The organism is Gynurincola endophyticus (assembly GCF_003991195.1).
Lineage (GTDB): Bacteria > Bacteroidota > Bacteroidia > Chitinophagales > Chitinophagaceae > Gynurincola > Gynurincola endophyticus.
Window position 1 is genome coordinate 39,206 of record NZ_RCWL01000004.1, and the last position, 21,506, is coordinate 60,711.

Below are 21,506 nucleotides of genomic sequence, written 5' to 3' on the forward strand. Positions count from 1 at the left end.
TTAGCTTTGTTTTATATACGAATCTATATGATGAGTAAAATTGTATCAATTGATAAACTGCTGCTTGATTACGGAGTATACATTACCGATATAGAGCAGGACCCCGAAAGTTCGGCTTATCAGGGATATAATTTCAAACTGAAAAACCTGAAAATAAAGTTCCGCAAAGCAAAACTAACTCCGCAAAAGTACGGATCTTTTGTAGCTATGTGGAAGAGAAATGAATACGGCAAAACGATTCCTTTTCATATGGAAGATCAATTTGATTATTTTATTATTGCTGTAGAAAAGGGTGAAAACACCGGTATTTTTCTGTTTCCGGCAGCAGTATTGGTTACCAATAAAATCATCAGTGATTCAACCACTGAAGGTAAGAGAGGATTTAGGTTATATGCACCGTGGGATGATGCAATAAACAAACAGGCACAAAAAACAAAACAATGGCAGTCGGCCTATTTTATTGCTTTAACAGATGAGTCAGACAGAGAAAAAAATCCCCTTTTCAACAGTCTCCCACAGTAGCAGATCAAATATCCTTTTCAGTCAATTCGCAAAAGTATTATTACCTTTATACCATTATCGGAATGAATATTTCTTAGAAAACACGGTATAAAAGTTTCAACCGAATTCTATGACACAAAAGAATACAATTTATACATACCTGCTACTCTCCATCGCAATAAGCTCTTGTAACGTCTTTCAAAAGATGCGTAAAAACGAATTGGAAGATGGGTTCTATATTCAAAAATCTGATGGTGTAACACAAAAAGTATATATAGACAATGATGAAACCGAAATCAAAGTATATGATGTACGGGTAACAGACGGGCAATGGCGGATTGACACCACCCACCCTATCAATACTTACGGAAATGAAATCATTGCAGGTTCAATGACCACTTTCAGACAGGCATCATTTGATCTTGACTTTCTTACCATTCCTTTAAAGTTCAGACCATCGCGTGCAACAGTACCTTCGCAATTAAATGCAAATTTAAACGGTGCTTTATTTGCCGGTTACCGGATTGACCGTTATTATTTAAGTTCAGCTAAAACACCTTTAGGGTTGAATTCATCAGAACGGAATGTGAACCATTTTGCGATGTCGTTTGGTGCTTTCAGCGGATTTGGTAATACGGCCATCACGCATACAACTACTGCCAATATGATTGTACCGGAATATGATGGTATTGTATGGTCATCAGGCGTTGCAGGTATTGTTGCTGTTAATAATGTAACGGTTGGATTGGCCATCGGTTTAGATCATCTGTTAGATAAGAACAGGAACGTATGGATTTACCAGAACAGACCCTGGTTAGGACTTTCTTTCGGACTAAATCTGAACTAAGTACTATTACGAAAATTATTTTTTTCTAAATTTTTATGATAACAATAAAAAAGGCACCTTACGGTGCCTTTTTACCCATTTTTAAATACCTGTCTATTTAAATTAATCTATTGATAGCCTCTTTACGAGGAATAATGATTAAGCTAAATCAAATCTGTCTAAATTCATTACTTTAGCCCATGCAGCTACAAAGTCATTGACGAATTTGTTTTGTGCATCACTGCTGGCGTATACCTCAGCTACAGCTCTTAATTCGGCATTAGAACCGAAAACAAGATCGGCACGGGTACCGGTCCATCTGATTTTTCCTGTAGCACGCTCACGCCCTTCATACAATTCTTTATCTTCAGAAGCTGCAGTCCATTGAGTGCTCATGTCTAAAAGATTTACAAAGAAGTCGTTGGTTAATTTACCCGGGCGTAAAGTGAATACGCCATGGCTTGAACCATCGAAGTTTGTATTTAAAACACGCATACCACCTACCAACACGGTTAATTCAGGAGCAGTCAGGGTTAATAACTGGGCTTTATCAATTAATAACTCTTCAGTTGATACAGTGAATTTAGTTTTCGTATAGTTACGGAAACCGTCTGCAATTGGTTCAAGGTGACCAATAGATTCAACATCAGTTTGTTCCTGAGAAGCATCCATACGGCCAACAGTTACAGGAACAGTAATGTTATGTCCTGCTTCGTTTGCAGCTCTTTCTACAGCAGCAGATCCTGCAATAACGATTAAATCAGCTAAAGAAACTTTTTTACCGTCTTTCTGAGCGGCGTTAAATTCTTTTTGGATGCTTTCTAACACGTTCAATACTTTTTGTAATTGAACAGGGTTATTTACTTTCCAATCTCTCTGAGGCGCCAAACGAATGCGTGCACCGTTAGCACCACCGCGTTTATCTGATCCGCGGAAAGTAGAAGCAGAAGCCCAGGCTGCAGAAACCAATTCAGCTACGCTTAATCCGGATGCTAATACTTTTGCTTTTAAATCAACGATATCTTTATCGTCAATTAATTTATGGTCAACGGCCGGAATAGGATCCTGCCATACTAATTCTTCCTGAGGAACATCCGCACCTAAATAACGGGAACGTGGTCCCATATCGCGGTGTGTTAATTTAAACCACGCACGTGAGAATGCTTCAGCAAACTGATCAGGATTTTCAAAGAAACGTCTTGAGATTTTTTCATACTCAGGATCAAGTCTTAAAGAAAGATCAGTTGTTAACATGGTTGGTAAATGCTTTTTAGAGCTGTCGTGCGCATCAGGAATGATTGCTTCTGCATTTTTAGCAACCCATTGGTGAGCACCTGCGGGACTTTTAGAAAGTTCCCATTCAAAACCAAACAGGTTTTCAAAGAAATTATTGCCCCATTTGGTAGGTGTGGTTGTCCAGGTTACTTCTAAACCACTGGTAATAGTATCACCACCTTTACCGGTTTTGTAAGAGTTACTCCAACCTAAACCCTGCATTTCAAGATCAGCTGCTTCAGGTTCTTTACCAACGTGTGTAGCAGGAGCTGCACCGTGTGTTTTACCGAAAGTGTGTCCACCGGCAATTAATGCAACAGTTTCTTCGTCATCCATTGCCATGCGACCGAATGTATCACGGATATCTTTAGCTGCTGCAATCGGATCAGGATTTCCGTCTGGTCCTTCCGGATTTACGTAAATCAACCCCATTTGTACTGCTGCCAAAGGTTTTTCCAGATTGCGGCTGTGAATTTTACCGTCAGCGTTATCATCTGAAGAAACTACTCCGTGTGCTTTTGCAACACCCTCAGAGCCGTCAGCATAACGAACGTCTCCACCTAACCATGTTTTTTCAGAACCCCAATATACATCTAAATCCGGCTCCCATACATCTGCACGTCCACCTGCGAAACCAAAGGTTTTTAAGCCCATTGATTCCAATGCTACGTTACCGGTAAGTATTAATAAATCTGCCCATGAAATTTTGTTACCATATTTTTGTTTGATCGGCCAAAGTAATCTGCGTGCTTTATCCAGACTCACGTTATCAGGCCAGCTGTTCAACGGCGCAAAACGCTGTTGTCCTGCACCTGCACCACCACGACCATCTCCTACACGATAAGTACCAGCACTATGCCACGCCATACGAACGAATAACGGGCCATAATGACCAAAGTCTGCCGGCCACCAATCCTGTGAATCGGTCATCAATGCGTGAAGATCTTTTTTCACCGCTTCTAAGTCAAGGCTTTTAAAAGCTTCCGCATAATTAAAATCTTCCCCCATCGGGTTTGATAAAGAGGAATGCTGACGAAGCATATTTACCTTTAACTGATTAGGCCACCAATCACGGTTTGTGGTACCGCCACCTGCAACATTTGTCTTCATTTTCCCATTATGAAACGGGCACATACTAATGTCTTTTGAATCTTTTTCCATTTTTTATTACGTTTATGGTATTGATGAACAATCCGGGCACCTGGTATTCGTGCACAATGACAAAATTATGACATTAAATCGATAATCATAATCAATAAATTCTATAATTTGATAGATAAAATCTATAAGACTTTGCTTCGAAAATAATTTTTGTCAATAAAGAACTGATTGTAGAACTACAGTTAACATTTTCATTTTGTTATACCTTCTTTTTATATGAGAAACAGCATTTTAATGCAAAAATTGCCCCACTGTTACCCATAAAAAAGAGCCTCCATATGATCGAGACTCTTGTGATTATTTGAAGATTTCTGTTATATTTTCTTATATTCTTTTATCTGTTCAGCGTAAAGTTGCCTTTGAGCAATTCTTCATTAAAATCACCAATGGTAGTTTCACGAAACATACGGTTCAGCTGGCGTCTTACTTTTTTGAATTCGAGGTGTAAAGGACAAGGATTTTTTTCAGAACAGTTGCTTAATCCTAATCCGCAGCCTGTAAAGGCCGTCTCTCCTTCCAGTACCGTTATTACTGATACCAGGGGTAATTGAAGTGATTTATGTGCGATGTAAAATCCACCATTCGGTCCTTTCACCGACTGAACAATTCCTTCTTTACTCAATTTCTGCAGAATCTTAGCCAGAAAATGTTCGGGTGAGTTGATGTTTTCAGCAATTTCTTTTAACCCTTTACGCTGTCCTTCTTTCGATTGACTGGCAATATAAAAAACAGCGCGCATGGCATATTCACAGGTTTTCGAAAAAATGCCCATGTTATAGTCGTCTTGATTTACGGTAGAGATCTTCTACCAGTTTTGAAGAGCGATAGCCAAAATCAGCGCCAAAGCTGTTAATGACCAATCCTTTGATATTATGTTTTTCTGAAGAAATCGCAAATACGATACTTTCGTCACCCGGATCTGTCATTCCTTCAAAACGATAAATTTCGTCAATAAAAAATTCATCTGCCGACAGTTCCAGAGAATTTTGCTGGCAATAAATACACTCTTTTTCTTCAGGAATCAGGAAATCATAAGTATATCCTCTTTTCTGAAGGTCATTTACGGCTTCGCTCAGAGTGTCATAAGTATAACGTTTCTTATTGTTTTCCATATCAGTTTTATTTATACATTATTGAATAACCTGTTCTACTCTTTTAACGGCATCTCCTTTGTGTAATGATAAGCGAACGATACTATCTTCCACTGCAAGTAAATCATGTGGTACAGCCGCTTCCAAAGTAATCAACATTCCTTCTTTTAAAAGATACCGGCTATCATTTACGCCAAAATCAATACAACCTTTTGCTACCTGCACTACTATGGGGTGCGGGGCAATATGTTTTTTCATTACCTGTTCTTTTCTGAAAACAATTCTGATTTCTTTCACTTCTGTAGTACTGAAAAATGTTTTCACGACAGGTTGATGTTCACCATATTCAACATCATCCAAAATAGAGAACAGTTGCATAGTATAAATTTAATTTTTTATTACGATAAGAACTAATTAATCCGGTTAATTTTACATTACGTGATGATTCAATTTTCTGAAGAATTATACTTTTTCACGAAACAAAGAAATACCAGCTGTCATGAGTGAAGCAACTTTAACCACTTCCGAAACAGCGTACATCAGGTGTATGTTACTATGCGGAACATCCGCACCGGTAATATGCAATTCTGCACGGTGATCGAGTACCGGTAACATCCACAAGGTTTGTAACAGCACAATCACGGCAGGTATCAGTAAGGAAATCTTTGTTTTAAGACGTAAAGTGTTGAAGGGATACAAAACCACACCGGTTACCAACAGTAAGGTGATTTCAACTTTGTTCAATGCGGCGAATACCAAACGGCCGATTCCCAGACCTAATGGCAGTGTAATACCCGGCGCCCTGAACTTTAGCCAGGCTTCCATGAAACTGATGGCCGCCACAAAACCTATCCAGATAAAAATTGAACCGATTGCAAAGTTTTTATTCATATCAGGGGCTTTTTATGAGTCGTTCTGTAATATTCAATTTTTGATAAAAACATTGCTGCCATTTTCTCTCCTCTCCAGATAGCTTCTTTTGCCTTTCCGCCTTCGAACAATGAATTGACCGTCGTTCTCCATATTTCTAACCAACGGTCAAAATGTACTGCCATCAAAGGCATTTCAGCGTGTGGCGGAAACGGACTTCCATGATAAGTATGCTCTTCCAATAGTACTGTTTGCCAGAAACGGTACATTTTTGAGAGATGTGCCGGCCAATCCTTGATGACACTGATAAATATTCCGCCAATGAGCGGATCTTTCTGTACCTGTCCGTAAAACGTATCCACCAGCACCTGTATATCGGCTAATGTTGTTATATCGTGTTTCATAATTGTAATGGTTTATGCTACCTGTCAGAAATACAAAAATAACAGCATCGGATAATAAAAGACAAAACTATCCTCTATTCTACGTATGATTTTCATCATCTTTTCATTTGTGTAAGAACATGGGTGACTAAAATCATAAACTATAATTGAAAGCTTTCATTTACTGCAACCGATTGCATATATTTGTTAACAAAACGCCGCGCAAACGGCCATGCCTTAGATTAAATAGCTTATTGTTGTATGAAAATTGTAAAAACACTCATCATTTTATTGTTCATGAGCGCTGGAATCAGTGCTTCTGCGCAAAATATCGACCCGAAATTATTGCTTTGGTACGATCAACCCGCTTCGAACTGGAATGAAGCACTTCCGATCGGAAACGGAGCGCTGGCTGCCATGGTTTTTGGAGGTATTACAGAAGACCGTCTTCAATTAAACGAAGAAACTATCTGGGCCGGTGAACCCGGAAATAATATTCCAGAGAATGCCCACCCTGCTATTACTCAGATAAGACAACTTTTATTTGCAGGAAAGTATAAAGAAGCACAGGATTTATCGAATGCCACTTTTCCCCGGCAGGCACCTGCAAATTTAAACTATGGTATGCAATACCAAACAGCAGGAAGTTTATTGGTACGCTTTGACGCATTACCAGAAATATCCGGCTATCAACGGAATCTTGATATTGCCAATGCGGTTGCCAATGTGAGCTATTCAGCCGGAGAAATTGAATATAAAAGAGAGTACCTCGCACCTCTAAACGACCGGATAATCGCTGTGCGATATACCGCCAGTAAACCGGGGAGTATTTCTTTTAGCATGAGTTTTACTACTCCCTTTAAAACCTATTCCGTACAAACGGAAAATAACCGGTTAATTCTTTCCGGAACTACTTCTTCTGTTGATAACAAAACCGGCAAAATCAGGTATCAGGTACGTGCAATGCCGGTTGTTGAGGGGGGTTACGTGACGAATACTGATACTTCTATCCGTATTCAGAATGCCAACACGGTTACCTTGTATATTTCGATTGGTACTAATTTCAAAAATTATCGGGATATCAGCGGAAACGAAACACTGGAGGCAGAGAAACACTTAAAAGCAATTAGTAATAAAAAGTATGCTGTCATTAAAGCAGCACATATACACACTTATAAAAAATATTTCAACCGTGTAAGTCTTGACTTAGGCAGTAACGGCTCTCTTCAAAAAACGACCCCTTCGAGAATCGCTTCTTTTGCGCAGGGAAATGATCCCGCACTGGTATCCTTATATTTTCAATTCGGCAGATACCTTCTGATCTCCAGCTCTATGCCCGGCACACAACCTGCTAACCTTCAGGGAAAATGGAATGAACTATTATCTCCGCCGTGGGATAGCAAGTACACAGTGAATATCAATACCGAAATGAACTACTGGCCCGCTGAAATAACGGCATTACCAGAAATGCATGAACCGTTGTTTGCAATGTTGAAAGACCTGTCCGTTACCGGAAAAGAATCAGCCAAACAATTGTATAAAGCACGCGGCTGGAATATGCATCATAATACCGATTTGTGGAGAATCAGTGGAATTGTTGACGGAGGCTTCTATGGCATGTGGCCAATGGGCGGTGCCTGGTTAACCCAACACATCTGGCAACATTATCTTTATACCGGTGATAAAAAATTCTTAAAAGAATATTATCCCGTACTTAAAGGAGCTGCATTGTTTTATGCAGATGTTTTACAGGAAGAGCCGGATCATAAATGGTTGGTAGTAACACCTTCCATGTCGCCCGAAAATGCTTACCAATCCGGTATTGGGATTACTGCCGGCGCTACCATGGACAATCAACTGGTATTCGATGTATTTAATAATGTTATTTTATCTTCAGAAATATTAGGTACTGATAAATTGTTTGCAGATACTTTACGGGAAAAAATAAAACGCCTGCCGCCGATGCAGATCGGACAGCATGCTCAATTACAGGAATGGTTATACGATTGGGACAACAAAAACAGTAAGCACCGGCATATTTCACACTTGTATGGCCTGTATCCTGCTGCACAGGTTTCTCCTTATAAACATCCGGAACTATTTCAGGCTGCTAAAAATAGTTTAGTCTACAGAGGAGATAAATCAACCGGCTGGTCAATGGGTTGGAAAGTAAATTTCTGGGCAAGGTTGCTTGATGGTAATCGTGCTTACAAACTGATCGAAGATCAGCTAACACCTGCACCGGAAGAACAAAAAGGCCAAAACGGAGGCACTTATCCAAATCTGCTGGACGCACACCCTCCTTTTCAGATTGATGGTAATTTCGGTTGTACCGCCGGTATTGCAGAAATGCTCGTTCAATCGCATGACGGAACGATCCACCTCCTGCCGGCCCTACCTGCACAATGGCCAGCCGGTAGTGTGAAAGGGCTAATCGCCCGCGGAGGTTTTGTAATTGATATAGATTGGAAAGAAGGAAAAATAACCCACCTCAAAATTTATTCAAAACTGGGAGGTAATTGTCGCATCAGAATACATAATGACATAAAGTCTGATAAAGTTGTTTTAAAACCTGCAACCGGAGCAAACACCAATAGCTTTTATTATGTTCCTGAAATCAAAGCTCCGATAAAATCAAACAAAGCAATTATAGAAACCTTACACCTAAAACCTTCTAAGGTTTTTGACTTCTCTACCAAAACCGGTAGTGTATATGTTTTTACCGCTGAATAATTTTATTGAAAAGCCGGCCATAAAAACAAAAGCAATCTGTGTTTTACAGATTGCTTTTGTTTATTATAGTATTACATTAAATGAATGTTACAATTATTGTTGTTGCAGCACCATGTTATGGTCGAATGACAATTTAGAAGCATCAACGAAAATAATTTTTCCATCCTTTTGCTCTATTTCACCATATCCCTCAATAGCTGTATTACCTGAAATTTTGAAAGCTACTTGTCTGTAAGATAATGTACCTTCAGACCTGAAAGTATAATCAGCAATTAACAGGCTGTCACGTATCACTCCTTCAAAGGTTCCGTCATTTTTATCTTTGCCGCTGATCTCATAAGTTAAATGTCCGCTGGCTTTTGTTCCATCTAAAATCAGGTGTAACATTACCTTATCACCGTTCGCATCATACTTATAAGTGGCCTCCTGTTTCATGGTTGAAGTACCCGGTGTTTCTTCTGTAGCTTTAGTAGCATCCGACTTGCCATTTTCAGCGTTGCCGCAGGCATATAAAGTGGCAATCGTTGCCAATACTGCAATTACTTTTTTCATTGTCAACTTGTTTATTATCGTTTATTATATAAAATATCTGATATCCATCCATATATATTCAAATCTTGTGCCCAGTCTTACTTTATTTAGCCGGATAGTAATACATTACGGATCAATACAACTCAATTTAAGTGGATTATACCCAAGTTGCGGAAATTCCATTTTTACATTATATTTGATTTACTAAAACTGTTTAACAAATATTCGCACCTCTTGCGAAATATATTTTGGATATACATCTATTCAATTAATAACCACTCTATATGAGAATAGCGGTGTTCTTTCTTTTAGTATTGATGGGAGGAGGCAGTTATGCACAGAACAAATCTATTAAGCGGCTCGATAATAGTGCAATCACTGCCGATTCACTTACAAAAGCCATTCAGTATCTTGTTGACAAAGCGAATGTTCAGGGATTAGGCATAACGATTTTTAATAACCGGCAACCGGTTTATCAAAAAATGTTTGGTGTCAGTAATACTCAAACCGGTAAACCATTACAAGTTACTACCAATTTGTATGGAGCTTCTTTCAGCAAAGCGGTTTTTGCCGTATTGGTAATGAAGCTCGTAGAAGAAGATGTGATTGAGCTCGACACACCTTTGCAGAACTATCTGCCACAACCTATTTATGCTTATCCGCACAAAATATGGCATGAAGACTATCGTGATCTGAAAAATGAACCACTTTATGCAAAAATAACTGCACGTATGTGCTTAAATCATACCACCGGTTTACCGAACTGGCGTTGGTTTGAGCCAGATGAAAAACTTAGAATACATTTCGAACCCGGCAGCCGTTATAGTTATTCAGGAGAAGGGCTAACCTATTTACAGGTAGTTTTGGAAAAAATAACTGGTAAAAACCTGGAAGAGCTGGCACAGGAAAAGTTATTTAAACCATTGGGAATGACAATGAGCAGTTATCAATGGCAGTCTGCCTTTGATAAAGATTATGCAGTTGGTTATAACGAAAAGGGAGAAGTTTTTGAAAAAGATAAAGACAATGCCCCGCGTGGAGCAGGAACATTAGAAACCACACTGAAGGATTATTCAAAGTTTATCAATGGAATATTGAATAAAAAAATATTAAAAGCAGCTTCTTATAAAGAGTTATTCGGGCAGCAAATACGTATTTATTCAAAAACACAGTTCGGTCCGGGATCATTGGAAGAGGGTACCTGGAATGATTCAACTCAGCTTTCCTACGGTTTAGGCTGGGGATTGGTGAAATCACCTTACGGATGGGCTGCATTTAAAGAAGGTCATGGCAGTGGTTTCCAAAATTACAGTATCGTATTTCCTGATAAAGGTATTGCTATGATTATCATGTCGAATAGCTTTAATACAATAGGTATACTGAAATACCTGCTTGAAACAGGAATTGCCGACATTTATACGCCATGGAAGTGGAATCAGTATATTCCATATGATATGGTGTTCAATAAGTAATTTAAATAAAAAAGCTTGTTCTATAACTAACAGGCTCTTTCAATATATAAAATTTCATATCGTTATTTTTATCCTCAGGCAATACAGGTACAACAGAAAGTTAATCTGTTTTAATAAGCATCTGATAGGTCAACAATAACATGTTTTATATTTTTACGGTTGTAGGTATAAGTGATATGAACTCTTCCTTTTTTATCCTGCAGAATAGCCGGATAGCTGAATTCGCCCTTTTCCTGATCTTCCAGAATCAGTACATCTTTCCATTGGAGGCCATCAGTTGATTCTGCTAATCTTAATTTAGCTCTTCCCTCCCACCAGTCCCTTCCCGGCAAATCAGGATTATACACGATATAGAATTTATTTCCAATCGTAATAACATCGGTAGCAGCATTAGGGTTAATCAGATTCGTTTTTTCTAACGCTGACCAGGTTTTGCCTTTATCTTCAGACCATGATGTAACTACGACTCCTTCTTTACTTCTGCATAGCACCTGTATTTTTCCGGTCTGATGTACCAGAATACCCGGCTGAATAACATTGAAACGTGAATAATGATCAATCGGATAAGCCTTCCAGGTTTTTTGCCGGTCGGTACTCACTTCAACATGCGCCACCCATCTGTTTTCAGTTACCTCCACACTGGATGGAGCTATAATAGTACCGTCATTCAGTTCAACAGGCTTGTTTTTAATGGGGCCTAATATTCCTTTTGGCAACGTTACCGGTTTCGACCATGTACGGCCGTTATCGTCAGACGTCTTAACCATTCCCCACCATTCGCGCGGATTGGGGCCGACTTTATAATAGAGGTAAATTTTTGTTTCTTTCTCTGCCCTGAATAAAACCGGATTCCAGCAGGGATATTGTAACGTATCATTTACTTTACCGTCTGCCCATATTTTTGGTACTTCATGGCCTGTAATTCCCCAGATAACAACATCTTTATTGCCTTCATGGCTTCCTCCAAACCAGCTGGTGAGTAAAAGACCGTCATGTGATTCAACAATAGTAGATGCATGACATTGGGAAAAATACTTTCCTTCTTCAAATAAAAAATCTGATTGGATAATGCTTTGAGCAAAGACCGAAGCACTCACCAATATCAAGATAAAAAGAAAAATAGTTTTTCGAACAGTACAAAACATAAAACAGAATGTGTAGTTTTAGAAAGTATGATGAAATTAAGGATTTATTCTATTAAAAAGAATTAAGCCGACGGTAATAATGGAAAGTGGAAGGTGTTGAATAGCCCTTTATAATTGAATACTGCTAATGCTATTCAGTTTTACAACTTCATAGCCATTATTAATTTTTAATTTTAAAATTTTAATTGATCTTCAGGCTTAAATCAATTTATTTTCTTAATGGTTAAATTAGTATAGCACAAAAATGAAAAAAATTATTCGTTTATCTTCAAACGCTTTTTTTACAATTGTACTATTGGTTGGTTGTAAAACAGAAAAACCGGAGCACTCAGAAGAATTTCTGGCGATTCAGCAGGAACTGACCGAAAAATTATCAGCCATCAGTAAAGAAGCTAATTTCAATGGTTTTGGTGTAGCATTGGTCAATGAAAAAGAAATACTCTATCAAAATGGTTTCGGCATTGCCAATATCAATACGAAACAACCTTATGACCAGCATACTATTCAAAATATAGCATCGGTGTCAAAACCGGTTTTAGGCATTGCATTAATGAAAGCGCAGGAAATGGGTAAATTGAAACTTGATGACACCATCGATCAATACCTGTCTTTTAAAATTGCTAATCCTAATTATCCGGAGGCGCCTGTTACCATCCGTCAATTAGCAACACATACTTCATCTATCAACGATACCGAAGCTTATTTAGACCATACTGTTCTGTTGAAAGATACCCAAGATCTGAAACGTAATCTTCAAATTGATATTTCTCCTACAAAGTTCAATCCTCCCGATGCAAGAATATCTATTGAAGAGTTCTGTAAAAATGTGTTAACCACAGAGGGTAAATGGTACCGGAAAGATAATTTTACTGAACATGCGCCCGGGGCAATTTTTAATTATTCAAATGTAGGAACCACACTGGCCGCCCTGGTACTGGAAAAAGCTACCGGAATGAGATACGATGAGTTTACCACCCAATATATTCTGAAGCCATTAGAAATGAATACTTCCGGCTGGAGCCTGAACACAATTGACTTCTCTAAATACACTCAGACTTTCGATAACAAAACAACTCCTTATCCGTATTATACTTTAAACACCTATCCTGATGGCGGCCTGCTTACCACCACTGATGACATGAGTAAGCTGATCAGTGAGTTGATGAAAGGGTATCTTGGGGAGGGAACATTATTATCCGTTGACAGTTACCGCGAGTATTACAAACCACAATTAAAAGACGAAAACTTTATCAATCGGAGTATGAGTGAATACAGCGACGAAAATAATGTGGGTATTACCATGGGATTCGGCTCTACCGGAAACTTTGGCCATACAGGAGGTGATCCTGGTCTTTTTGCGGTAATATGGTTTGATGTAAAAAATAAAACCGGTAGATATTTCATCATCAATACCGATTGGAACGGTGATGAAACCGGTAAACATCAAAAAGCCATTTATGCATTATTGGACGAGTATACTATTAAATTAAAAGAGGCTTTAAAATAATAAACCAGTGTTTTTCCGAACAAAAAATTAATGCCGGTGTTTTGTATATTTGATAACACTGACCACTCAACATAGCATCAACGAATATATATGCAGCAAAAGGTAGCTATCATTTATCAAGCCAATATATCTCCTTCAAAAGACGGAATTATTAAGCCGATGAAATCAGGCGGTTATTCAGATAGCGGTGCAGATATTGCTTATACACTGATGCAACAGCAAATAACGGTAATAACACCGGCCAAAACTCCTCAAATCATGAATGACTTTGATTGGGTTTTTCCTGATACAAAAGAAGGCATACAATCTGCTATTGATAAAGGAGCTACTGTTATCTGGTTAAATACAGTGTTATACAAAGGCCATCCCATTGAATACTTTTTAGAAAAAGGTATTTCGGTAGTAGGTCAGATTCCTGAAAATGTCGACGTTTATGATGATAAATGGTTAACGAATGAGTTATTAAAAAATCACAAGTTACCTGTTCCGGCATCAGTAATGATTACTCATGAAAACCTGAACAATTACACTTTAAATTTTTCCTTTCCGGTAGTGGTAAAACCCGTCAGAGGAAGAGGTAGTCAGGGTGTTTCATTGGTAAACAATCAGCAATCATTAGATGTTTTGTTAATAGAGATGTTAGATAGTAACATTTATGGTAATGCGTTATATGTAGAAGAATATCTAACCGGCGAAGAAGTTACTATTACAATTATGCCACCGGGCGATTATATCATTCATGGTGAAAATGTTTTAAAACCAGATTATTGGTCATTACCTCCTGTAAAAAGATTCAATCATCAGAACGGCATCGCACCTTATAACGGTGTTGTTGCAATTGTAAATAACAGTGCGGTATTATCAGACAATGAGTTGAACGAAGAGTCAATGATACAGCTTCGTAAAGAATGTGAATTTGCTACGAAACTGGTTAATGCAAAAGCTCCGGTAAGAATTGATTGCCGGGCAAATGCTGCTGGTAAGTATTTTTTGTTTGACCTGAATATGAAACCGAATATGACTGGTGCCGCCCGCCCGCATCGGCCTGATCAGGACAGTTTAACTGCATTAGCTGCACAAAAAATCGGTTGGAGTTTTAGTGATTTAGTGATGAATATGCTGAAGCAACATTGGTCACTTGCCATACATCATTAGTTTTATAGAAGGAAAGACATATCTTAATAAGATACCCAAAAAAGACGAATAAACAAAAATACAGCAGTACTTTAACAGTTTACCTTCAATAAATTAACAAATAAAGCACGTTTATTGGTTCAGGTGTATGATTCCTTATTTTTCGGCGTTCTGCTATTAGGATCTTTTGTATTTTCATTACCAAAATCAAATTGAGTATGTGGGATTCTTTTAAAGAATTAATAGCCCGGTTTACGACTATTGATCAACATGCTTTCGACTCAGCTAAACCCTATTTTCATGCGGAAAAACTTCAGAAAGGTGCTTATTTTATCCGGCACGGAGAAATATGCAAACAGCTGGCTTATATACATCAGGGACTGTTACGGTCGTTCTTTGTAGATGAAAAGGGAAATGAAATCACCTATTGCTTTTGTACCGATAATGATATTGAAACCTCTTTTAAAAGCTTTATTACTCATACACCTTCTGAACTTTCTATACAGGCTTTAGAAGACACGACACTTCTTGTTATCTACCAAAAAGACTTACAATACCTCTTAGATAAATTTATTTTCTGGAATAAAATTTCCAGGTTACTGACTGAAAAGGAATATCTGAAAATGGAAGAACATGCCTCACAAAGTAAAACCGATCTGGCCAAAGAAAAGTACCTCCGGCTACTTCGTGAACGCCCCCAACTTTTACAAAAAGTACCGCTGTATTATATTGCTTCTTATCTGGGCATCAGCAACCGGCACCTGACCAGGCTCAGAAAAGAAATCTGTACTGCTTAAAAAAAGGACATTTGTCTGCCAATCATATCGTCTCCGGCTCTTTTCTTTGAGAAAAGAAAATTGATATATGATTTCATTTGCAACTTACTCAGAACAGCTAAAAATCGCTCCTCTCGATAATGGTATCAGTTATTGGGAAAAAGGAAATGGGCCTGTCTTACTTTTTTTGCACGGTGCGCTTGGCAATGGCTATACCTGGCGTAAAATATTACCGGAGCTCAGTCAACATTTTCGTTGTATTGCTATTCACCTTCCTTTGGGCGGACATCAGATTGCCCTGAGCAAACAAACAGACCTTAGTCCTGCCGGTATTTCACGTCTACTCAACGATTTCGTTGAATATCTGAAACTCGATCGGTTTACAATCGTTGCCAATGATACCGGGGGTGCTTATGCGCAGGTATTTGCTTCGTTATATCCGCAACGCATCCGGGGTATGATACTTTCTAACTGCGAAGTAAAAAAAGTATTTCCACCGGCATCTTTTGTATATTTAAGATATGCCGTACATATTCCTTATTTTTTATTTGTCATGAGCAGATTGTTTTCGAAGAAAAAATGGCTGAAAAGTTCATTTGTTTTAGGAAAACTATCAGTACAGGTAACTAGTGAAGAATTGTCGCAGGGATATGTGCACTCATTTGTTCACGATCCGGCAATACGCGATGACTTTAAGAAAGCGGTCATACACTGGCGGCCATACTATACAATAACTGCAGCAAAAAAACTGCAAACATTTCAATCACCGGTATTAATTATATGGGGAGGGTTGGATACAAGCCTGTTTCCGAAAAAACTAATGCAGCAATTGTTAAATGTATTTCCTCATGCAGAATGGCAGGAAATACCCGAAGCGAGAACTTATATTCAGGAAGATGCACCGGAAAAAACCATTCAGCTAATAAATAAATTTATAAATGAAAAATTAAACTAAAAGAGGTGAACTGATTGTTCACCTCTTTTCTATTTAGTATATGTTTTTCCAATCAAATCAAAACCTTGTTGCCATCCTTTTTCGCTTTCAGAAATTTCATTTTCTGATAATGCCGCCAGTTCTGTTTCTATATCAGGCCCTGATTTTTCGAAGATAAAATAACTACCGCCCTCCTTCTCTTCAATCTTAATAGTAATCATATCTTCATTCTCAGAAAATTGCGGCATAGTATAGGTATATTGTAATCTTTGCGGAGGTTTAACTTCGAGATACTTCCCTGAGGCAATATAAGTTTTTTCACCGTATTTTCTGATAATTTTCCACTTGCCGTTTACCTGTAAGCTTATTTCAAAAACAGTATCATCTCTCCACCATGAACGCATATGTTCCGGTTTTGAAAAAGCAGCAAATAACAGATTGGGAGGGATAGAAAATCGTCTCTTTATAATTAATTTTTTCTTTGTACCGGTTTAATCTTTCTGCAAATAATCCGGTAACATTTTACCTATAATATCGGTCCAGCCCTGTGTAAAACTATTTCTGGTAAAGTCGGCCAATTCTTGCGGAAAACTTTCTAGTCCCTGATGGCTGACGCTGATTCTTGTACCGTTTTTTTGTGGAAATAATTCAAACGTAACCAGTGAATAGCCGGTATATCCCTCATACTGCCAGCTATATTGCAACTTACTAAGTGGATTTACTTCTGTTACTACACAGCGATGCATATAATGATCACCTTTAGAACCTTCTCCGGCAAATCTAAATTCAAAACCCGGCTCAGGTTTAAAATCGTCTATCGAAAAATACCATTGTAGCATTTGTTCTTTATTCGTCAGAGCCGCCCATATTTTTTCTACAGGAGCTTTCAGTACTTTTTCAATAACAACAGGGGGTTGTTGTACAATTTCCGGATAATCGGTGTAAACAGCAGCGGCATAGCGCGTACGGATTGGCAGAAACTCCGGCGCATTGGCTGTAGCTCCAAAAGGAGACATTGCTTCACTTCCTGCCAAGCGATTTTCGAGTAACTGTAAGATGTCATGAAATCCGGAAGCAACATTCACTGCATAATCTCCATTTATTTTACTATAAGTAAACAATAATCTGGTAGTGTACTCGTCAAGGGCGGTTAATTCCCAAACAGCGAGCTCACCTTCCCAGGTCCATACAAAACGGTTGGGTACATCAATCGATACAATTTCTCCATACGATTTTGTTTTTTCTTCATCGCGAAATTGAAAAACGATTTGACCTCCGGGTCGAAAATCAAATGTAATATCAGTAAACCAGTATTTCAATTGATCTGGATCGGTAATGGCTTTCCATACACGATCAACCGGATGTAGTAGTATTCTATCGAATATAACTTTATAACCTTCATTTTCTTTTGATATTTTTCCCAGATTTTGCATGGCTGTTTGTTTTATGATCAGGAATAGTATTGAGGTAATGTTCCAAAGCGTCTAATTTTTGAGACCAGAATTTCCGGTATTGTTTTACCCATTCGTTGACTTCCTGCAACTGGTCGAGCCTGGCTTCACAAATACGTTCACGTCCCTGTTGCCGAACATTCAATAAACCACATTCGATGAGTATTTTAATATGCAGGCTGATTGCCTGACGGGTAACATCAAATTGTTCGGCAATTACATTCACAGAGGTAGCTTCTTTCGCTACCATTCCGATGATCGCTCTTCTGGTCGGATCAGCAATTGCCTGAAAAACATCTCTGCGTGCCTCCATAAATATGCAAGTATTTGCTTGCAATTTAAAAGAAAGCATTTGCTTGCGCAAATATTTTTCTGACCAATTCATCAAAAACATTACACTTCACTTATAATTATCAACAAATCAATCATTTATCGATTTTACTTTAAATATAAATTTTAACCTGTTGTTTAACTGCTATGTCATCCGTGTATATATTCAGATCGGTTTTCGTGTATTATAGTAAATAATATAAATACGAAATATTGCGTATTGTGAAGCTTTTAAATTCCATTCATCTTTACAGTAATTATCCATTAATAATAGTTACAATGAAAATTATCTTCACCGTACTGAGTTTGTTATTGATTCATTTTTCAGCTTACACGCAGGTTTCTGAAAAAGAATTAAAGAAATCTTTTGCTCCAAAAGGTAATCATCGCTCTCCTTTCAAAGGAGCAACAGAAGCTTGTCTTGTAAGTGTGAATCTTCAATTCAAACTTGCTTCTAAAGAACAGCTTGAAAAAAGGAATACCGGAAAAGTTATTTCGTGGGCATTTCTGGAAGGTATTGATGACCGGTTAATGCAGGAAATAGCTGATGAATATTATGTAAGGCTTGAAAAAAAATTCAATCAACAGAATATTATTCTTTCTCAAAAGTTCAGAGACAACGATAGTTATCAAAAACTTGTAGACAAGAATAAAGACAGAGAACGGGAAACTTATAAAAAGAATTGGGGTATTTCTAAAATATTTACCTCCAACAAAGAGCCCTATGTTGAATATCCTGTGATGGCGATGGGTAATCATGCCAGTATGGGAAATCAGTTAAAAATGCCTGTTGGAAGTATTTTTCTCACAATCGACTTTGCAGAGTTTATTTTGAATATCAGTAAAAGCACTACCATACAAGGGTTGATCGAAACCAAATCTAAATCAACACTGGTACCACATGTACGTATTGAAGCAGTTACGCAGTCGGGGCCGCAAATGCGTGGCGACGGAAGTTATAGTTTATTTACCGGCACTAACTGGGGTTTTACGAATGCCATTCTTACCCAGGATGCGCTCATTCAGTCAGACCTCTCCTACGCTACTGCTACAGAAGCGGCGAAGGGAATACCGGAGTCAATGAAAAGATTCAAAAGCAATGTTGCTGGTGACCTGGTGGGCATATTCAGCGGGGGCCTTGTTGGCAACGGAAGAGGAACCGGAGAGTTTACTTACACTGTATACGCAGATCCGGTAAAATACAAAGCCGCTGTACTCGATGCGCTGGATAAATACAATGACTACCTGATTGCTTACATCAATTCAAATCGTTAGTTGCTATAAATAAAGCTTGCGCACATACCTTTAAGCACTAAGAAAGGTTCATTTTCAGTAAACAGAAAGGGACGCTCATCCCGAGCGCCCCCTTATCGTAAACCAAAACGAACCACAGTTTTCAATATATTGTTAGCAGCTGAAGCTTATGTTCATTAATGATCTCAATAAAACCTCGTTACTTTAAGGTGCTTTAGTTATAATTTATCTTTAAATCTATATATTTAAAAACAGTCATATTATAAGTGCTATTGTAGTAAATCATTCCTACATAATAATTTCCGGTTTCCCATGCTTTCAGGTGATCAATCATTCGCGGAGCGGGCACGCTATTATCCGAAACAGCTCCGATAAGTAGCTTCGGAAAATAATTGCGTCTGAAAGTATAGTTAGTGAACGATCCGATTTTATCCATGTTTGTGTGCTCATAGATATCTGCTATGATGACTTTTGTAAAGTCAATTGCTCCTATTGTTTCGGGGCGATGATTATGTTTTTTGTTGATGAGTACTACATACATAACACCATCACCCTTAATGCCATTGACTGTCATAGAGGGCACAAGACTGTCTCCTTTATTAATATAACCGGTAGTATTTCCAAAAGTGCCGGTTTCGGGATCCAGATAGCCGCCGTTGATCTGATCGTATATTAATCTTTTATCTGCTCCAACGCTAAAGAACATTATTTCCGGGTTAACCGGCAGGTTTGCGGCCGTGTAAATTTTTATCTCTCTTTTCTCTTCCAGCGTAGTTCCGTTTTGGTCGTTGACAATGATTACAAAGTCATATTTCCCTTCTGCCGCATCTTCCGGAATATTAAAATGCTTGTGTACAGTTGCATTTTTGACTCCTCTGTACTCGTCCCAGGTAATCTCCATCTTCCACGATTTGTCATAACTTTCGCCACTTCTGGGTAATATCTTTATCTGTACATTTTCGATTTTTTCACCAGCTAATATCTCGGCATTAAAGTGAAAATCTTTTCCGATCACACCTATTTCATTATTGTTCAGTCCCACTTCAACATTCGTCAATGAAGATTTCACCGGGTTGATATCATCATCTTTATCTTTTTTACAGGCAGAAAAAACAGCAACAAGTAATAATACGAAGGTTATAAGTTTAATTTTTTTCATTCCGGATCAGTTGTGGTTAAATGAATACAGGTATTATTTGCAAACTCTGAAACATTGATTAATGATATACCGCCCTTTTTTGACGTGATGATGCCAGCTATCTGGCAAATGTTAATTTAATATGTTCTCTTAATAATCCTTCCCGGTCTGGTAAATAAGGTGCCGGGAAGGATATAATTTTTCTCTGTTTAAAAAAGTATTAATAGTAAATCTGTTTAAATCCTATTTCAAACAAATACTTTCTTAATTAAGGCTTATCAAAATGACCCTCAAACTCTCTTTCTTTACCAGCCTGATCAATTACTTTGAAATGTACGTGATAATGCCCGGCAGGTGCAGAAGCGATGTTCACATGTTTATGAAAGGTGTAAGATGTTTGTCCTACCATTGCAGCATCCGTATAAGTGAAATCTTCCTCCCAGCTTCCGCCATGAATTTCAATTTCTACTTCTTTGATTTTGTTAGGAGCCGTAATTAAAGTTTCTACATGCAAATCATCACCAGCAGCGTTTAATTCTAACTCTAATGTAGAGATTGAAGGTAGAGTATTGTCTTCTTTCACTTCAATGTCCGCTTCATATGAAGTCTTTTTACCTTGTTGGTCCAATACAACAATGTGCAGATGATAATTACCTAAAGCAACGGTTGCCGGTACATCAATGTGTTTGTGCAATTCGGCATTCTTTAATCCTTTGAATCCGTCGGTGTACACTTGTTCAAACTCCCATGCATTTGCACCGCTGCCATGAATTTCAACAGTTACACTTTCGATGGTTCCGGGAGCTTTGATTTCTGCTTCGATATGAAAATCAGAACCTCTGTAAGCAATTCTGCTGTTACTTGACCCTAATTCAACATCTTCAATGGTTGGAGGTGCAAAGTTGTCGTCATCATCTTTTGAACAGGCAGTAAATAAAACGGAACTAACCAGCAGCGAAGTCAATAATCTTTGTGCAATTCTCATAATGATTCT

General features: G+C 38.2%; 22 protein-coding genes. 9 read left to right on the plus strand and 13 right to left on the minus strand.

Annotated elements, in window-relative coordinates; genetic code table 11:
* Nucleotides 1–27 precede the first annotated feature (27 nt).
* Nucleotides 28–522 (plus strand): MepB family protein, encoded by a 495-nt coding sequence (locus D9O48_RS09130; protein ID WP_126972660.1) that lies wholly within the window; start codon nucleotides 28–30, stop codon nucleotides 520–522.
* A 184-nt stretch (nucleotides 523–706) separates the two neighbouring features.
* Nucleotides 707–1,348 carry a hypothetical protein gene (locus D9O48_RS09135; protein ID WP_158624857.1) on the plus strand — a complete coding sequence of 214 codons (642 nt, stop codon included), beginning with the start codon at nucleotides 707–709 and terminating at the stop codon, nucleotides 1,346–1,348.
* Nucleotides 1,349–1,486: 138 nt separating this feature from the next.
* On the opposite strand, the gene katG is transcribed toward D9O48_RS09135, so the two are convergent.
* The 6 genes from katG to D9O48_RS09165 all read right to left on the minus strand — a co-directional run bounded on the left by katG (nucleotide 1,487) and on the right by D9O48_RS09165 (nucleotide 6,128).
* Nucleotides 1,487–3,763, minus strand: a complete 2,277-nt coding sequence (katG, locus tag D9O48_RS09140) for a catalase/peroxidase HPI (protein WP_126972662.1) — start codon at nucleotides 3,761–3,763, stop codon at nucleotides 1,487–1,489.
* A 334-nt stretch (nucleotides 3,764–4,097) separates the two neighbouring features.
* Nucleotides 4,098–4,535: an RrF2 family transcriptional regulator gene (locus D9O48_RS09145; RefSeq protein ID WP_126972663.1), complete on the minus strand. Its 438-nt coding sequence runs from the start codon at nucleotides 4,533–4,535 to the stop codon at nucleotides 4,098–4,100.
* Nucleotide 4,536: 1 nt separating this feature from the next.
* Nucleotides 4,537–4,875 carry a phosphoribosylpyrophosphate synthetase gene (locus D9O48_RS09150; protein WP_126972664.1) on the minus strand — a complete coding sequence of 113 codons (339 nt, stop codon included), beginning with the start codon at nucleotides 4,873–4,875 and terminating at the stop codon, nucleotides 4,537–4,539.
* 18 nt (nucleotides 4,876–4,893) lie between these two features.
* A complete protein-coding gene (locus D9O48_RS09155) occupies nucleotides 4,894–5,232 on the minus strand; it encodes a cupin domain-containing protein (protein WP_126972665.1) in 339 nt (112 codons plus the stop codon).
* Nucleotides 5,233–5,316: 84 nt separating this feature from the next.
* Entirely contained in the window at nucleotides 5,317–5,745 is a 429-nt protein-coding gene (locus D9O48_RS09160) for a hypothetical protein (RefSeq protein ID WP_126972666.1), read from the minus strand.
* The gene (locus tag D9O48_RS09165; RefSeq protein WP_126972667.1) at nucleotides 5,742–6,128 is read right to left on the minus strand and encodes a group III truncated hemoglobin; all 387 of its coding nucleotides are present in this window, start codon (nucleotides 6,126–6,128) and stop codon (nucleotides 5,742–5,744) included. The genes D9O48_RS09160 and D9O48_RS09165 overlap by 4 nt, the downstream gene beginning before the upstream one ends.
* Before the next feature lie 240 nt (nucleotides 6,129–6,368).
* Here D9O48_RS09165 and D9O48_RS09170 point away from each other — a divergent pair, with 240 nt between their 5' ends.
* The gene (locus D9O48_RS09170) at nucleotides 6,369–8,840 is read left to right on the plus strand and encodes a glycoside hydrolase family 95 protein (protein ID WP_126972668.1); all 2,472 of its coding nucleotides are present in this window, start codon (nucleotides 6,369–6,371) and stop codon (nucleotides 8,838–8,840) included.
* A 93-nt stretch (nucleotides 8,841–8,933) separates the two neighbouring features.
* Here D9O48_RS09170 and D9O48_RS09175 read toward each other — a convergent pair whose 3' ends face one another.
* Nucleotides 8,934–9,392 carry a hypothetical protein gene (locus D9O48_RS09175; RefSeq protein ID WP_126972669.1) on the minus strand — a complete coding sequence of 153 codons (459 nt, stop codon included), beginning with the start codon at nucleotides 9,390–9,392 and terminating at the stop codon, nucleotides 8,934–8,936.
* 263 nt (nucleotides 9,393–9,655) lie between these two features.
* On the opposite strand from D9O48_RS09175, the gene D9O48_RS09180 reads away from it, so the two are divergent.
* Nucleotides 9,656–10,843, plus strand: coding sequence for a serine hydrolase domain-containing protein (locus D9O48_RS09180; RefSeq protein WP_126972670.1), 1,188 nt, complete (start codon nucleotides 9,656–9,658; stop codon nucleotides 10,841–10,843).
* Nucleotides 10,844–10,953: 110 nt separating this feature from the next.
* On the opposite strand, the gene D9O48_RS09185 is transcribed toward D9O48_RS09180, so the two are convergent.
* Nucleotides 10,954–11,940, minus strand: a complete 987-nt coding sequence (locus D9O48_RS09185; RefSeq protein ID WP_233589223.1) for a sialidase family protein — start codon at nucleotides 11,938–11,940, stop codon at nucleotides 10,954–10,956.
* Between the two features lie 292 nt (nucleotides 11,941–12,232).
* Between D9O48_RS09185 and D9O48_RS09190 the strand changes: the two genes are divergently transcribed.
* The 4 genes from D9O48_RS09190 to D9O48_RS09205 all read left to right on the plus strand — a co-directional run bounded on the left by D9O48_RS09190 (nucleotide 12,233) and on the right by D9O48_RS09205 (nucleotide 16,360).
* Entirely contained in the window at nucleotides 12,233–13,495 is a 1,263-nt protein-coding gene (locus D9O48_RS09190) for a serine hydrolase domain-containing protein (RefSeq protein WP_126972672.1), read from the plus strand.
* A gap of 90 nt (nucleotides 13,496–13,585) precedes the next feature.
* Nucleotides 13,586–14,650: an ATP-grasp domain-containing protein gene (locus D9O48_RS09195; RefSeq protein WP_126972673.1), complete on the plus strand. Its 1,065-nt coding sequence runs from the start codon at nucleotides 13,586–13,588 to the stop codon at nucleotides 14,648–14,650.
* Nucleotides 14,651–14,847: 197 nt separating this feature from the next.
* On the plus strand, nucleotides 14,848–15,426 hold the full coding sequence (locus tag D9O48_RS09200) for a Crp/Fnr family transcriptional regulator (protein ID WP_126972674.1): 579 nt from the start codon (nucleotides 14,848–14,850) through the stop codon (nucleotides 15,424–15,426).
* A gap of 67 nt (nucleotides 15,427–15,493) precedes the next feature.
* Nucleotides 15,494–16,360, plus strand: a complete 867-nt coding sequence (locus D9O48_RS09205) for an alpha/beta fold hydrolase (protein ID WP_126972675.1) — start codon at nucleotides 15,494–15,496, stop codon at nucleotides 16,358–16,360.
* A gap of 29 nt (nucleotides 16,361–16,389) precedes the next feature.
* Here D9O48_RS09205 and D9O48_RS09210 read toward each other — a convergent pair whose 3' ends face one another.
* Genes D9O48_RS09210 through D9O48_RS09220 form a run of 3 tightly spaced genes read right to left on the minus strand, consistent with a single transcriptional unit; the run spans nucleotide 16,390 to nucleotide 18,103 of the window.
* Complete coding sequence (locus D9O48_RS09210; protein WP_317127862.1) at nucleotides 16,390–16,809, minus strand: SRPBCC family protein; 420 nt, start codon at nucleotides 16,807–16,809, stop codon at nucleotides 16,390–16,392.
* 21 nt (nucleotides 16,810–16,830) lie between these two features.
* Nucleotides 16,831–17,772, minus strand: coding sequence for an SRPBCC family protein (locus tag D9O48_RS09215; RefSeq protein ID WP_126972677.1), 942 nt, complete (start codon nucleotides 17,770–17,772; stop codon nucleotides 16,831–16,833).
* Nucleotides 17,738–18,103 carry an ArsR/SmtB family transcription factor gene (locus tag D9O48_RS09220; protein ID WP_126972678.1) on the minus strand — a complete coding sequence of 122 codons (366 nt, stop codon included), beginning with the start codon at nucleotides 18,101–18,103 and terminating at the stop codon, nucleotides 17,738–17,740. Before D9O48_RS09220 ends, D9O48_RS09215 begins: the two co-directional genes overlap by 35 nt.
* Nucleotides 18,104–18,399: 296 nt before the next feature.
* On the opposite strand from D9O48_RS09220, the gene D9O48_RS09225 reads away from it, so the two are divergent.
* Nucleotides 18,400–19,395 (plus strand): hypothetical protein, encoded by a 996-nt coding sequence (locus tag D9O48_RS09225; RefSeq protein WP_126972679.1) that lies wholly within the window; start codon nucleotides 18,400–18,402, stop codon nucleotides 19,393–19,395.
* 193 nt (nucleotides 19,396–19,588) lie between these two features.
* On the opposite strand, the gene D9O48_RS09230 is transcribed toward D9O48_RS09225, so the two are convergent.
* A complete protein-coding gene (locus D9O48_RS09230; RefSeq protein ID WP_126972680.1) occupies nucleotides 19,589–20,533 on the minus strand; it encodes a DUF4625 domain-containing protein in 945 nt (314 codons plus the stop codon).
* A 247-nt stretch (nucleotides 20,534–20,780) separates the two neighbouring features.
* Complete coding sequence (locus tag D9O48_RS09235; RefSeq protein WP_126972681.1) at nucleotides 20,781–21,497, minus strand: DUF4625 domain-containing protein; 717 nt, start codon at nucleotides 21,495–21,497, stop codon at nucleotides 20,781–20,783.
* Nucleotides 21,498–21,506 lie beyond the last annotated feature (9 nt).